This is a genomic window from Microcoleus sp. N3A4, assembly GCF_036701805.1.
GTDB lineage: Bacteria > Cyanobacteriota > Cyanobacteriia > Cyanobacteriales > Microcoleaceae > Microcoleus.
This window is the reverse complement of sequence record NZ_JAUBRJ010000086.1, coordinates 1-14779: the sequence shown is the minus strand read 5'-3', so window position 1 is coordinate 14779 and position 14779 is coordinate 1. Positions and strand designations below refer to the sequence as shown.

Annotated in this window: 11 protein-coding genes; 3 read left to right on the top strand and 8 right to left on the bottom strand. The window is 47.1% G+C overall.

Translation table 11 applies throughout. The annotated features are described in order from the left end of the window. The first annotated feature begins 981 nt into the window (after positions 1-981). A complete protein-coding gene (locus QUA56_RS31860) occupies positions 982-1854 on the top strand; it encodes a pentapeptide repeat-containing protein (protein ID WP_333366561.1) in 873 nt (290 codons plus the stop codon). Between the two features lie 146 nt (positions 1855-2000). Here QUA56_RS31860 and QUA56_RS31855 read toward each other — a convergent pair whose 3' ends face one another. From QUA56_RS31855 to QUA56_RS31845, 3 genes are all read right to left on the bottom strand, one after another. Beyond that, the gene (locus QUA56_RS31855; RefSeq protein WP_333366559.1) at positions 2001-3215 is read right to left on the bottom strand and encodes an FAD-dependent oxidoreductase; all 1215 of its coding nucleotides are present in this window, start codon (positions 3213-3215) and stop codon (positions 2001-2003) included. A 440-nt stretch (positions 3216-3655) separates the two neighbouring features. Beyond that, on the bottom strand, positions 3656-5188 hold the full coding sequence (locus QUA56_RS31850) for an NAD(P)/FAD-dependent oxidoreductase (RefSeq protein WP_333366556.1): 1533 nt from the start codon (positions 5186-5188) through the stop codon (positions 3656-3658). A gap of 305 nt (positions 5189-5493) precedes the next feature. Continuing rightward, the gene (locus QUA56_RS31845; RefSeq protein WP_333366553.1) at positions 5494-5979 is read right to left on the bottom strand and encodes a CRR6 family NdhI maturation factor; all 486 of its coding nucleotides are present in this window, start codon (positions 5977-5979) and stop codon (positions 5494-5496) included. A 427-nt stretch (positions 5980-6406) separates the two neighbouring features. On the opposite strand from QUA56_RS31845, the gene QUA56_RS31840 reads away from it, so the two are divergent. Next, the gene (locus QUA56_RS31840; protein ID WP_333366550.1) at positions 6407-7012 is read left to right on the top strand and encodes an Imm5 family immunity protein; all 606 of its coding nucleotides are present in this window, start codon (positions 6407-6409) and stop codon (positions 7010-7012) included. A 276-nt stretch (positions 7013-7288) separates the two neighbouring features. Here QUA56_RS31840 and QUA56_RS31835 read toward each other — a convergent pair whose 3' ends face one another. Beyond that, positions 7289-9217 (bottom strand): DUF3685 domain-containing protein, encoded by a 1929-nt coding sequence (locus tag QUA56_RS31835; protein WP_333366548.1) that lies wholly within the window; start codon positions 9215-9217, stop codon positions 7289-7291. Between the two features lie 47 nt (positions 9218-9264). After that, the gene (locus QUA56_RS31830; protein ID WP_333366545.1) at positions 9265-11535 is read right to left on the bottom strand and encodes a hypothetical protein; all 2271 of its coding nucleotides are present in this window, start codon (positions 11533-11535) and stop codon (positions 9265-9267) included. A 333-nt stretch (positions 11536-11868) separates the two neighbouring features. On the opposite strand from QUA56_RS31830, the gene QUA56_RS31825 reads away from it, so the two are divergent. After that, positions 11869-12012: a hypothetical protein gene (locus tag QUA56_RS31825; protein ID WP_333366542.1), complete on the top strand. Its 144-nt coding sequence runs from the start codon at positions 11869-11871 to the stop codon at positions 12010-12012. 370 nt (positions 12013-12382) lie between these two features. On the opposite strand, the gene QUA56_RS31820 is transcribed toward QUA56_RS31825, so the two are convergent. From QUA56_RS31820 to QUA56_RS31810, 3 genes are all read right to left on the bottom strand, one after another. Then, positions 12383-12817 carry a Fur family transcriptional regulator gene (locus tag QUA56_RS31820; RefSeq protein ID WP_333366539.1) on the bottom strand — a complete coding sequence of 145 codons (435 nt, stop codon included), beginning with the start codon at positions 12815-12817 and terminating at the stop codon, positions 12383-12385. Between the two features lie 228 nt (positions 12818-13045). Continuing rightward, positions 13046-14113, bottom strand: coding sequence for an Hpt domain-containing protein (locus QUA56_RS31815; protein WP_333366537.1), 1068 nt, complete (start codon positions 14111-14113; stop codon positions 13046-13048). An 82-nt stretch (positions 14114-14195) separates the two neighbouring features. Continuing rightward, a complete protein-coding gene (locus QUA56_RS31810) occupies positions 14196-14450 on the bottom strand; it encodes a hypothetical protein (protein WP_172192057.1) in 255 nt (84 codons plus the stop codon). Positions 14451-14779 lie beyond the last annotated feature (329 nt).

Sequence of the window (14779 nt, the reverse complement as noted above, 5' to 3'; positions counted from 1 at the left end):
CTTAGCAACACCATCAGGTTGTTTCTTTGGCTTTTTGACTTCTTTGTTGCTTTTTCTTTCTTTGGACATGATCGTTCCTCAATTTTGACTCAGCATAACATAGATTGACACATCTGCCTAACTGCCAGTAGAGGCGGTGATCCTATACAGATATTACTGGCTGTTAGTTTTCTACAATCTGCTGTATATTATCCGGTAGGTTTTGAGCGAATAGACTCTACCGTTAGGTCGATCGAGAAATCCGTCAGAAGTACAATGTCGGAAATTATTTTTAACCCCGATCGACTTAAAGCAATATTGCAAAGCGCGATCGTCTAAATGCTGCTAGACAATAGAGAATTATTCTCGTTTATCAAGTTGTTCCACATCTAATTTTAAGGAAAAATGACAGCAGATAAAATATGGAGCTACGACTGTGCCAGCCTTCGCGACACCTGACGCGAACACGACGAACAAATTTACAGTTTCAATTTAAAAAAGCTGTTCGCCGCAGTTGACAACAAGAATATTAATTTTACTATAGATGATGGGAAAACCTCTCAAGAAATTAGTAATTTTTTAGGTTGTGGCTAGAGCACAGTAGGATATTGGTGTGTATCTGGAGACCCCGAGCATCTAAAATCACTGCGCGACGGAGGTGAAAAGGTAATTATACACAAATCACCAATTAATGTATAAATTTGTTAATGCAACACTTCTGATAGTTTTTGATTGTAAACCGTAGAATAAGGATTTCAGGGCGATTCTATAACGGCAAGCAACGCTTCCCGAGGCACACAAGCTGCCAGCGGAAAATCAAGGGTTTCAGACTGCGACCTAAAAACAGTCTGGACTATTGAAAAAGAACAAAGTATATTTAAAAATATCAAGTTAATTTCTAGCTTTCTTCAAAGTGCGATCGCATCCGCTCGGTTAGATATAAAATAGTTATAAAGAGTGCGTATTTATAAATAAATTTCAGATATTAGGAATCTGACCCGTATGGAAGTAACCGAGCTGCTCAAAGACTACGAAAATGGAAACAGAGACTTTGCGGGTGTCAACCTCAGCGGAGCCAACCTCAGCGGAATCATCTTGGTGGGGGTCAACCTTTCGAGGGCTAACCTGTCGGGAGCTAACCTGAGTCGGGCGCACCTCACCAAAGCAGAACTCAACGGCACAAACCTTTACAGGGCAAATCTGAGTTTTGCCAAAATGGGCCAAGTCAGACTAGCAGACGCAGACCTTACGAAAGCCAATCTCAGCGGAGCTTTCCTCGTCAAAGCAAAACTGCCCCGGGCCAAGTTGAGCGGCGCCCAACTCATAGGTAGCAACCTGCGGAGCGCCACCCTCTGGAACGCCAATTTGTGTACAGCCGACCTGCAATTTATCAACCTGCGGGGCGCGAACCTCACCGGAGCCAACCTCAACTGGGCAAACTGCGGAGGGGCAAAACTCAGCGGTGCAAAGCTTTTTGGCGCTCAACTAACAGGCATCTATCTCAGCAAAGCTTACATCAACGGCATCGACCTGAGCAGGACGGATCTGAATGGCGTCAACCTGAGCGAAGCCAAACTGAACGGGGTCAATTTGGAAGGCTCGAATTTGTTAGCAGCCAATCTCAGCGGGGCTCAGTTGCGGGGCGTCCAGTTGAGGGGAGCAGATTTAACCAGGGCAAATCTGGTGGGAGTTTCTTTGGTGCAGGCAAACCTCGATTGGGCTAGGCTGTGCTATGCAGACTTGAGCGAAGCCGATTTGAGCGGGGCCACATTCATGGGAGCCAACTTTGAGGGTACTCAGTTAGGCGGATCGACAATGCCCGCATCTGTGAGCCATGATGTCTACTTACCTGCGGGGGGTTGTGTTGCAGTTTAGCCAACGAAAAAAATCACTCTCGCATCAGAGCCGGCAACTCTGGCATTGGTTTAACTTTTGATGCAGAGATCGTTACTTTTGTGAGAGTGCTGCACCGGCAAGAAATTGACCGATATTTGCGAGAGTTTGTAGCATCACTATTGATCTCACCCGATTAATTTCGCGACTCGCAAAGCAGAGGTAATAGCTCCTTCGTGCAAACCATCACCCAAATAAGCTCCCGCATGATAAGTGTTGTTCTCGCCATTAGTTTCGATAACTTCATCTCGATATCGAAAAGACTCGACAGTGTACAGCGGCGTGTGATGTTTCTGAATGTGAATAATCTGCTTTTTGTCGATCGACTCTTCGAGTTTAAAGGCTAAGCTGTACTCTCGCGGCGACTTGATGCCGCAAAGCTGATTCAAGCTCGCATTATATCCCCATCCCTTGTTCGTCTCGAAAAAATCAAATTCTGATAACTTGCGGATGCCGTAGCGATCGTACATTGAAGTATCCGAATGCAGCACAGTCGTGGCATAATTGGGTTCCCACGCTGAAAACCGCTTGATTTCGGCATCTGTAGGGTCGGACAACAGCTTCATTACTCGATCGGGCGGCATCGCAAAAACCACCTTATCAAATTCCTGACTCTCCCCATTAGCCAGCACAATTTTTACAGCATCAGCACTTCTGAAAGTCTGGGCAATCTCCACATTCAGCCGTATATCGCCCTTAAACCGCTCCAGAATCTTTTCAATGTAAGAATACACCCCGCCTTTAATCCTCACCCAGTTGACCGAGGCATATTCGCGCAGAACAGGCATCGCTAATTCCGCCGGAAAATTGTCGAGCAATTCAAACGGTATCGAGTAGCTGTACATCGTCAGCAACTTCAGCCAATAATTGCGGACGGAGGAGCTTTTCAAAGACTCAGAAAGCGGCACATCGTAGAAATCGTGCTGTTTAGCAAACCGCATTTTCAAAATAAATCCCGCCGAACGAGCGTAGAGACTATCCAGCCGCAAATACTCGATCAGGCGTTGGATTCCGGTGAAATTCTTTCGGATAGAGACCGCCGATAAAAAGTGGCTGCCATCTTTAAGAAACAGCGCTGAACCAATTTGCACTGGTTCTAATTCAACCCCTAGTTCCTGCATAAAAGCCGCGAAATTGTAAAACACAGTGGGAAATTCCAGCACCCCATTTTCTAATATTTCACTGCACTCAGATTGATTGGGCGCAACATTTTTGTTCAGCGTCCGAATGTGTCCGCCTAAAATCGGCTGACTTTCCAACACAGTGACGTGATGCCCCTGTTTATCGAGCCAGTAGGCTGCTGCCATACCACTGGCTCCGCCCCCAACAATTGCAATTCTCATAGTTCACTCCTAGATTGATAGAATGGAACATTAATCATCGAATGCTTAAAAGCTATTGGAGAAACGATCCGATCCCCCCTAACCCCCCTTAATAAGCAGGGTGGTTTTATTGTGAGGAGAAGAAAACTGAAACGACAGAAAGCACCGCTCAAAGCTCGCGTCTGGGACGCAACTGTTATATTAATTAATAAAGGTACGTAGTTGGGCTTTAGCCCTCTTTAGACGTATATATAAAGAGGGCTAAAGCCCAACTACGTACCTATTTCTAGGATGACAATTAATCCACCCTGCCTAACCCCCCGCGGGAGGGGGGGACAAGAACCTTTTTCTAGCTTTCTCTCGTTGCCAGGTTGGATGTGATGCCCTTTTTATTTTTTAGTCTGCGGAGGCAGACTTCGTTTCTGTAGTAGCGATTTCAATCGCCGAGTAACCAATTCCTCCTAGCCTAAAATCGCGTCGCCGGATAAACGTTGATAAAGCAGCGCCCCCGTCCAAAATGTCGGCGCAAAGCCTGGATAGCCCGAGGAGGCGTTGCAGAAATAGAAATTGTTGAGGGATGTTTCGTGATTTAGCCGATCGACCCCCATGTTGCGCGGCGTCAGGCTAGAACCGTAGGAATTACCGTTAGGACACCAACAGAAGCGCTCGTTAGTCGTCGGACTTCCGGTAATATGAAAGACCATGTGTTTGCGGAAATTCGGAACATAGTCTTTTTCAACAACATCTAAAATCGAGTCCAGAATCTCTTGTTTCTTCTGTCTGTAAGCTTTGCGATCGCTCTCCCAAAGCTGTTTAAAATAGCTGTAATTAGCAACAGTCAGAAATTCGACAATTTGACAATCTTCTGGACAATCCCGCCGCGCTTCCGTCAGTAAAGTTGGCGTCGTAATTGCAAAACTCGGACGAGAAAAATCATTTTGCTCGTACATTTGAGCAAAAGCTTCATTCAGATCCAGATGTTCGGAATGAAACGTATTCCACTTGCCAAATCCATAGTCTCGGAGATCGATATCTTTGACAACGCAGTACACCATGTAGTTAGATGCAGAATACTCATAGTTGAGTTTCCGCCGCACTTTTTTAGAGAACAGTTCCTCTCCAATCATCTTGGCCGCTCTTTTGGGATCGAGGTTGCAAATCACCGTTTCGCCCGTGAATTCCTGGGTTTGATTCGTAGTCAAATCCATCGCTTCAACTCCCGTTACAGTTCTGTTTGTCACCCTAAAATTCGTGACTTCATGGTTTAATAGAACTTTCCCCCCGTTGGATTCAATGACATTAACTAAAGAATTGATGACATCTTCAAAATGCTGCGTCGGGTAAAAGGCACCTTCTTGATAGCCTCTAAACAAGGCAATCCAAGCATAGAAAGAAAGCTGATTTGGCGGCAGCAAAAAGTCCGGCCATTGCAGGGCTAATAGGGTTTGGGCGGCTTGCGGGAGTTGGAACTTGTCGAAAACGTCCTGAAGTGTACTGTTGAGGTGTTGGACAGCACAGAATACGTCACCGAAATTTTTGAGCAATTCAATTGGTTTGACGGGAGGAGCGAGTTTTCTGAGTCCCGCGCCGGTTTTCTCGACTTCGTTGACGAATTTGCGAATTCTCTCGCCCGCTTCGGGAAACAGCGCCGACAATCTGCGGATCAGTTCCTCTGGTTCCGAAGGAATATCGAGCGCATACCCAGGCATTCTCATGTGGTCGTAGCCATTCGGATCGTACCGCTCAAAGGTGACATCTCGATCGAGACCGAGTTTTTTGAGAACTCGATTGACTGTATGTCCTTCGTCGCAGTCCCAAACGTAGTGGAATTGGGCATTAAAGGTGTATTTTTTGGCCATCGTAAAGGTGTGACCAAAGCCTCCCGGATGTTCGTGAGCTTCGAGGATGTGTACGGTTTTGCCGGAGTTTGCCATCAAAGCTCCGAAAACCAGTGCTGATAAACCACTGCCGACGATGAGGTAATCTGTTTTCATGGTAAATTTCCTCGATCGATTGAATCGGGCGATCGTTGTCTATTTAAACTAACTCTAAATTCTGAGAAAATTCTGAAGTCCAGCAACAATTTTGCGAGGCGCGCTGGTTTAAAGATTTTATTAAAGTCTGATTGCGGTTGCTGTTAAGCTTAATTAAGCTGTTGTGGATGGAACTTATAGCTTCGGAGGCGGACTGGAAAGCCCGCCCCACAAGGGAATAAACCTGGTTTATACCTTTGTGCGTAAGTCTTTAGGTATACACTGACCTACCTAATTAGGACTATGTTAATTAGATGGGCGATCGCTTATTTGTGCGGCACAATCACATCAAAAAAAGCATCCTCCAAATCATAACCAAACATCTGCGACATGGCCATCAACTTCGATTTACTGGGGATTCCCTGCTGATTCAACCAATCAGTCAACACAAAAATTTTGTTCATCAAAAACATTTCCAAAGCTTCAGGATTGTACTGAATACCTTGGGTTTGGTGAAACTGGTGCGGCACCAACATCGCGGCATAGCGCGCCAATTCTCCCGCTTTCCAATCCAGCAAAAATGGCAGCCAAGGGTAACAAGCATCCAAGCGAATAAACCACAGCCGCACTTCGGGAATTTCCGAAATTTCTCGCGGATCTAACTCTTCGCGCGGATACTCAATTTCAAATTGTAGCTGTTGTTCGTTTTGGGCGATCGCTGCTTCTACCAGCCACTTTTCAATCACTGTCCGCACCGGAGACAAATCTAAACTGTTTATGCGATCGGCATCAATCGATATCATAATACTCATAAAAAGTCAACTCATGCTAGATTTTAAATTGCTCCTACCGATGAATCCGGGGGCTTTGTACCCTAGATGCTTGCGATCGACTGGATACCGTTTAGTTATCATACCACCAAGCACCAACATTTTATAGCAGAAGGAATAATGAATAATGAATAGGGCAAATCAATAAAAATAATGGGTTCAGTAAGGAAAAATACCCTAATTAAAGAAAGGCTGGCAACAGATTGATGAACGTCACGTTACAGAAAACGCTGCACAAGGAGCAGGATATCTATTTGCAGGGACAACAAAACCTCAACTTTAAAAAGCTGCTGAGGAAGTTGTGAAAAATGGGACAAGAATTTCCGACAACCCTAATAAACAACTACAATTATTCAAAGTTACCAAGATATGGAACCGTCACTCCCCCAAATATTCAGGAATATTAGCTATGAATGCCTTACCTGAAGCTATTCAACAGATTCTAAAAGAGGGTCGTTCTAGTATTACTGAAAGAGGTGAATTACCAGCTTTGAATCGGGAAAAATTATACAAAGAATTTGAAGAGTTTCTTCCAACTAAACCAAAATATGTTGCCCACTACTGGAGAGCTAGGCTAGAGCTAAATTGTGCACTTAAAGTTCTACAGAATTGGGAATCATGTGAATTAGCCGATAGCTCTGCTCGACAGTTATTATATGACGCAGAGAAATATTTAGTGGGAGAACTGGAAAGCGAGAAATTAGAACGTAAAAAAAGTCTTTTTTACAGTCAAGCAGAAGATTTAATGGATAATGGTCCACAATATTTTGTAGCTGCTTATGCTGGATTTGCTTGTATTTCAGCAGTCAATGCAACGTTATACGATCTTGATTTTGATACTGTGGGTCTCCCAGAAATAGAGACCGAGCCTGATTTTTGGACAGCTTGCTTTCATGCTTCTCTAGCGTACTGTGGAGGTGCAACATGGGAAAAGGGAGTTGGGGACGATTTGAAGAGAAGAGAATTTTGGGAGTGGTTTCTCGATGATGCAGTACCCGCCTTATGGCAAATATAGTAAATACCAAAAAGATATCTTAATTAAGATTCCTGAAATTGTATAATCTACCACCGATAATGATTTTTGGCATGAAGTCAGGCTGTAATAAAAAATAGAATAAATCCTAGGAATCGTACCTCGAACAAGGAGAACTCAAATTGAGCGTTGCCGAAGCTTTGTTGCAGCTACAAGATACCAACCAACTCCGGGTTTATGAAGTACAGTAAGGTTTAATTTCCCTGTTAATATACTGGCTTTAGTGTACTCTATATACCTAGAATATCCTGTAACCAATTACCCATTTTTCCCAAACTTGCTATCTTGCAAAGAATTACCAATTCCCTGGATAATTCCCCGCCCGATCAAACCAATTCCCCGCCCGATCACCTGCGTCAAAACATAAACAACAGCAGCACCCAACAGCGAAATCACCGCGCGAACCCTAGGCGCGATCGCATCTCTGGTTTCCAGCAGCAACGTCAACGCTAACTGCCACCCCGAAAGCTGTGCTAACTCCGGATTTCTCGGAGCATAAATAGAAATTCTATTAATTCCATAATCGCCCAAAACAAACAGCCAAAACCTGCTTTCAAAAATAGCTTTCGGTTCCACAAAATAGCTATCCCAGCGATACCTCCACGACAAATCATTCCGAAACCGCTCAATTTCTCGCGTCGAAATCAACTTGCCATCGTAAAAAATTTGCTTGATTTCCTCAATATTCGCCAAATTATTTAGCAGAGGCTGTACCACTCCGCTAGCAACTTGAATTGCCAAATTTTCTAACAAAGCTTCAGCTCGCTTCATCGCTTCCGGGCTGCCAGCAACACAAGAAATATTGTCAACTGTTAGCGGGATTTCAAATAGCAAATGTGCAAAAAAATCAACTGTCATCGGTATTTTGTCAAGGATTTCTGCTGCAACTGCATCAGCATCTGCCAGCAGCACCGGCACAACTTCTACACCGCTGCCTGCCAAGATATCAGCAGCGCTTCCCCCTTGACTTTCTCCCAGTTTTAAGCTTGTTTGACTGCCATCAAAAACCCGAGTTTCTCCCGTTTGCAGTGTATAGTATCTCCCAAAAAAATCTATGATTGTTGCCTCCCACAAATCCCGTAAAATAGCAGGCATTTTTTGCGACAATTGAGTTTGCTGCACTTGCGAAAAGCGCAATTCCTCCAGCAAATCCTGTAACTTTCGCAGGATGGAACTCATCAATTCGCGCTTTTTGGCCGATCGCAAAATATCGATTTCCAAAGGCAAGCCAGTCAAATTAACCAAATCAAACTGCAATTTAGCAGCCACCGAGTCAAACAAGCTACCTTGCCAATTAGTTGCAACCACCAAAGATTCAGCCGAAACTTGGGAATTCGCTAATTGCGACTCAGAATTATTTAACAAATTCTCGCCTCTAATTTCTGCTTTCTCCGCTCTGCCTTCTCCCCTCTGCTTTCTGCCTTCTGCCTTCTCCTCTTTTCCTTCAAATAATAACTGACTGACAATCCAGCGAGCGGCCAGCAATTCTCGTCGGCGCCCGCTTAGTACAACCCCATCTAAAATAGATGGCAAATCTGTCGGATCTGCGGCTCTAACCTCTTGCAAATCAGCTTTGACAACCGCCAAAGCTGCATCTATTTCCCGCAGTCCAGAAATACAAAAATAAGCCAGCATTTTTTTGTGTACTGGCGTATCAACTGTCGAATTATCTGCATTTTTATCTGCACTTGATGCGGAGTTTTCTACTATTTGAACCACCGCTGCATTTAGTTCTATTTCCGAGTTAGCTGCCGTATCTGTCGCCCAATAAGTGCAACCAGATGCCACCGCGCGAATAGCTTCCATTGTCAGGGAAATATCTCTACCTTTAGGACAATAGCCATTCGCGCCTGCTGCCTGTACTTCCGCCAACTGCTCCGGTGTCAGCGGCCCGCCTAGCAGCAACAGCGGCAGGTTGGGGTACAAATTTTTGAGTTCGCGACAAAATTCCAGTGCCTCTATTTGACCCGATCGCAAATTTAGAGTCTCAACAGCCAAAATTCCCAAATCTGCCGGCTTCTTGGCTGTTCCAGAGCCGATCGAGCGAGCTTCTAGAATCCGCAAAGCCTCGCTTCCGGTTGAAACCTCTGCGACAACTTGCAAGTCTGGATACTGCTCGCAAGCAACTCGCAGCCCCAGCCGGAAAATGGGGTCGCCATCGATCGACAGCAGTTGGAAATTACTCACTCGATTTTACATTTGAGATTTTAGAGGCCGATCGCGCGAAAACCCAATTATTCGGGGATCAAATTAGCATCAGGAGGCCCAGCCGATTCAGGAATCGAGGGCGGCGCGGGTTCCGGAGCCGGAGCCGGAGGAGCAGGTTCCGGAGCCGGAGCCGGGGCCTCTTGTCTCGCGGGCGGATAGTAAGGTTCCGGCTCTCTTGCGGGCGGATAGTAAGGTTCCGGTTCCGGCTCCCTCGCGGGCGGATAGTAAGGTTCCGGCTCCCTCGCGGGCGGATAGTAAGGCTCGGGAGCGGGAGCCGGGGCCTCTTGCCTCGCGGGCGGATAGTAAGGCTCGGGAGCGGGAGCCTGCTCGGGAGCTGGCGCGTACTCCTCCTGTCGCGGAGCTGGCGCGTACTCCTCTTGTCGCGGAGCTGGCGCGTACTCCTCCTGTCGCGGAGCTGGCGCGGAATCACGAGCGGGCTCCGGCGGCGGTGCAGTGTTGGCTCTAAGTTCGGCACTCCAGCGCCCGATCGCACCTGCTGCCTCTGAATACAGCGCTCTACCGTAACCGATTTGGGAAGCCGTATCGATCGCCGCTCCTAGACTGCCTTGAGACGCCAATTCCGCAGCTCGATCCAGAATCGGTCGGTCTTGAGCAACTTGCAGTTCGCTCACCCACTGATAGACATTATCCTGAGCTTTGGCGTACAAAGTCCTACCGCTCTTAATTTCCGAAGCTTTTTCAATCGCAGCGCTAAGTTTTCCTTGCTTCGCCAGGGCGATCGCTTCATCTAAAAAAGGCTGATCTTGAATAACTTCTATGCGTTTCGTCCACTGAGCCAAGAGAGTTTGCGCCTCTATCCTGCGGGGGCGGTTTTGAGCGATCAGGAGTACCTGAGCGATGCCGCCCTTAAATCCTTCAACCGTTCCCGTTTCTGCCAACTGCTTCGCCAGCGTCAGAAAAGATTGGTCTTCGATTCGCTGAATTTCCCGGCGCCAAGCAGCCACCAAAGTTTGAGCGTGAACCCTCCGCGGCTGCTTGAGTCCGATCGTTTGCGCTTGCTCGATCGCTACCTGAAACGCCCCTACCTGACCGAAACTAGCGATCGTGCTCGCCACTTCCAGCCGCAGCAAATCTTGAAACTGCACCTGCAAATTTTCAATTTGAACTTGAGCTTGCTTGTACAGAGGGCGACCCGGAGCAATTTGGCTAGCAGCCCCCTGCCCTTCCAGCAAGCTAAAAATGTGTTGCGCCAGCGGTGTTGATATCGACTGGTTCCACGTCACCGCCTGAGCCCTACCCAACTGCATCAAATCTTGAGCTTCCGCAAACAGCGGCGAATCCTGTGGCACCACAGAAGCAGCCTCGATCGCCCCCGGCAGGTCTTTTGCCCCCAACCGCTTAGTAGCCATTGCCAGCAAAGTCCGGCTCCAGCCCTCAATTTCCTTCTCAGCTTTAGCGCGGGCAAAAAGCTGCGAGTCAATTTTGCGAGCCAGGACGATCGCCTCAGCGAAATTTTGCGGAGTTCCGTCCTTCGCCAAATCTCTAGCCTCTTGCAAGCGCTGCCAGCCGTTTCTTTCCAAAGATATCTGCTGAATCAGTTCGTTGTACCGCTTCTGACTCCAGAAAATATTTTCCAGTTTGAACAAAGCTTGAGCGTAATCCCACGCCTTCTTTAAATCCTCAGCCTTCAAAGCTGCTAGGGCTGTATCGTAGAGTTTTTGGCCCTCCTGCCAATTTTTTTCCCAAGCAGTAACAGCCTCCTGTACCTCTGGGTAAGACGGACTGGTTTTCGGAATTTTCGCCACAATCTCCAGAGCGCCTTTCAAATCGCCCATCTCAATTTTTGCCTTGGCAAATCCCAGAATGGCTTTCGACCATTCCCCTATCAAATGTTGACCCTGCGAGTATAGCGGATGTTCTTTCGGCCAAGCCTGCACCAGTGCCATTGCCGATTCTAGCTGTTCTAGTTTGCCCGACTTAGCTGCTTGCTGAGCGCAGTAAAGTCGCTCTCCGTCCGCCGCTAATGGCGAGAGTTGCTGGCAATTGGGAGGCGGCGGCATCGTCAGCAACCACAGAAATGCAGCGGCACCCGTTACTCCAAATCCCACCAGGAGACTCAGCCAGATTAGCTGCCACTGCCAAAAAGTTCTTTTCCCCTCGATTATCGGCGACGCCGTTGCTGAGGAACTCGCATCGCCTGTCGCCTCTGCACTGAACTGTGCCGTCGGTTTGAGGGATGGGTTGTATTGCGGTGGTGTGTGGAATTGGTCAGATTGTCGTCTCGCCATTACTTCAGCCTGTCCTGTAATGCGCTGTAAAGCCTGACACTCCCACATCAAATCATAGATTGTGATGTCGGCTTCTGACTCCTGTTAAGGAGATCGAGAACTTCCTTCAAGGTACTGGCAATCTTTCCCTCTACGGCGTTTTATAGTGAGGTTCGTGTCCTGCCCCACTGGTTGCTTCCGAGCATTTTCGGCTCTCGAAGCACGTAAATCATACCAGTTATCAGACTGTTATTCACAGATCCCGGGGTCGTTTAGCAGAAAAAACACTAGAAATCCCCAGTCTGTCGAGCAATTTTAGATATTAGATTTGAGATTTGACTCTGCCGATAAATTTGGGGGGGATGAAGTAAAGTCTAATACTAATACTAATTCTCAAAACTCATGCAACAGTATCTGTATGGTGCGTCGCCACCCGTAAATCTTAAAGAATATCCACAATCTTTGAGCGACGCACCCGGATCTCAGGTGAGCGTCAACAAACCCACACTCATCATTGTTGCTTTCTGGAGGCGAGAATTGGTATAAATCCGGGTCAGAAATTCCCTGGATAAGACTCAGCGGTTGAAACCTATCCTACCCAAACGAAGTCCACTCCAAGCATACTAAAAAATCAAGGGGGTACTCAAGCCGGATTTGGTCTAAAATTTTAAGTGTAGCGGGTAGAACTGATTTTTTGGGTTTAGTCGTAAATTTTATTCCCGATCGTCAAACTTGCCGATCGAGTTTCACTTTATTTTTGTTGTGCCGAATTCCGGCGCGCGAGGGTCAAAAAACCGATCGAACCTAGCTAAATACTTGAATCATTTTAGACGACCCACAGGTCGAGCAAAAACAGCGGTGTTGCTTCCCGCGGCGGCTTTATCGGTTACGAAGCCTTTGGCGTATCGCTGACACTCTATGCTTCCGTGGCGGACTCTGCCGATTTATATCCGTAGAAATCTATCCGGTAGTCTACAATTCTGACACCAGTTTGCTTTTGGATTTGTTCGATCAAGTCGATCGGCAGTTCCACATGAACGTCCAGAATCTGAGCCGTATCAAGACAGTTGACATGAGAGTGAGAGTCGCTGACATTCCCGTACAAGCGTCCCTCCGATCGTTCTATGCACTCAATAATCCCTTCTCTAGACAAAGCTTCGAGATTTTGATAAACAGAAGTATGCCCGATCGCCTTTGCTTGTTGGTTGAGGCGATCGTAAATTTCGCGAGCCGAGAGGTGTTCTTTTGCCTCCCACAAAAGTTCTAGAATAAATCGACGCTGGCGGCTCAAGCGCATTCCCATCGCCTGACAGCGGTTTAAAGCATCTTCTAATGAATGAATTGGTTTCACAGCTACCGCCTTATAAAGCCTGCTCGATTTTTAATTCTGGTACAATATTGCACGCCCACATATCCACTAATTCTAACGCAGGGTTGCCCAACAGTAGAAGGTAGAGGGCAAAAATCTCGAATGAGTGAATTTTTTATAGTTGCTGCTGAACTTAGGCGGCCAGCACGCACCAGAAAATTTTCCGTCTCACAAATATTGCTGTGACTCTACGTTCTACTGCCAAAACTCCTAGTTCGAGGATTTAATGGCGTGAACCAGTAACTTGGCGATTTCCGAGAGTTGCTTTTTGTTGAAAGTTTTGAGCAAAAGCTTGACTACCGCCTTCGGTTCGGCGGGAAGTGCGACTTGCTTCGAGGCTGCGGCTGGGGCTGCTGGGGCGCTTGGCTCTGCTGGTTTTGGGCTTGCTGCCAAAAGTAGCAAATTTTTACTCGGAGCGATCGTCTGGACTTTCCCCCCTTGCACCAAATCCCCAGCCTCCTTGAGTTCTTTGATAATCAGCGGAGCTAAGACTTTATAAGAGTTTTTGGGATTGACGATCGCCGCTCTAGCTGTTTTAACTAAATTTTGCCAAGTCTCAATTTTACCTCCCAACTTATAGAGGCGAACGCAAACAGCCGTCAACTCGGAGCGACTAGCAGCCGATTCTTTCTGCTTGAACACCTGCAACATTTCTTTAAGTAAAGTCATCACTTCAACAGCAAAATTCGCCGGCACAGCACCCGATGTTTGAGCGGCGGGCGCATCAGACCCAGCAGCAACCGCCCGAACTTTGCCAGACGCCAAGTTATTGAGGTGAGTTTCCAGTTGACCAAAAACAGGCATCACCTGCTGTACGAGTTTTTCTCCCTCTTCATTCCTCAAGCCAAAAGGCCCCTCCAATCGCCCCAGCAAGTCTTTAAGCGTATCAACTCCCTTTAAAAATAGGGATTCTGCCGTTTGGTCAACTTGCTTGACGGGCCCGTCCTTGAGCACCTTAAAACAATCTTCCAAGCGGTGAGCAGTTGTTTTAATGCTATCTAAGCCGAGCATGGCCGCCCCTCCTTTTACCGAATGGGCGGCTCGAAACATCTCTTGGACGCTTTCGGGGTCTTTCATCGTGGACTTCAAATCCACTAAACCATTTTCTAGAGTATCGAGGTGCTCCTTAGCCTCCTCTATAAACAAACGCATAATTCGGTCTTGCTGATCTGACACGACAGTCCTCCTAACACTCTGTGCACCCTCCAGAAAGCACCCTGTTCGCGGGAGAAAACGCGACTCCTGGCGGCTAAAGTCGGAAGCTCCCATGCAAAACATTCTAGCCTGCCTCAGCTAGCAGACTGACAATACTCCTGTCGGGGCGGTTTTAGCTCTAAAACTGGTGCCGTGGAGATTGAGCCTAGAGTTCTGAGGGAGTATCTGGAGCGATTTCAATGCCCATTCCTTCTTTCATCATCTGCTGATCCGTAATCAAATCGCTCAATTCCTTGACTTCGACGCCGATATTTTGGCAAGCCTGTTTCAGTTCCCGCTCGAAGGTGTTGAGGTCGCCTCCGTAGCCGCAAAGCTCAGCGGCTGTGGCGATTCCTTGTTGGGCGTTAGCTTTGGCGCAGTCGATCAATTCAATGCCTTTGAGGGGTTGGGAGGATGCCATAGTTTCAAACCGCAATTTATCTTTTCTCCCACTCTACCCAGAACGTTGAGGTCGATCGATCTATCGAAAGGCATGAAAAATCCTGCCTGTGCTGCGTGTTACCAATTCATACCTATTTTTTGGGAGTTCCTGCGAAGATGGCAGTAGTTGAGATTTTCTAACGCTGACTGTGCGTAAATTAAACTAGATTACTGTAACTAATCCCCTGCCTGAAGGCGAGGGGCTTTCAGTAGCCCTGAAGTATCGTAGCTAAGAGAACAGCTAAGGCACTCCGAACCTCGAAGCCGAGTTACGACGGCTCCAATATTGGCAATATTCATTGAACCATT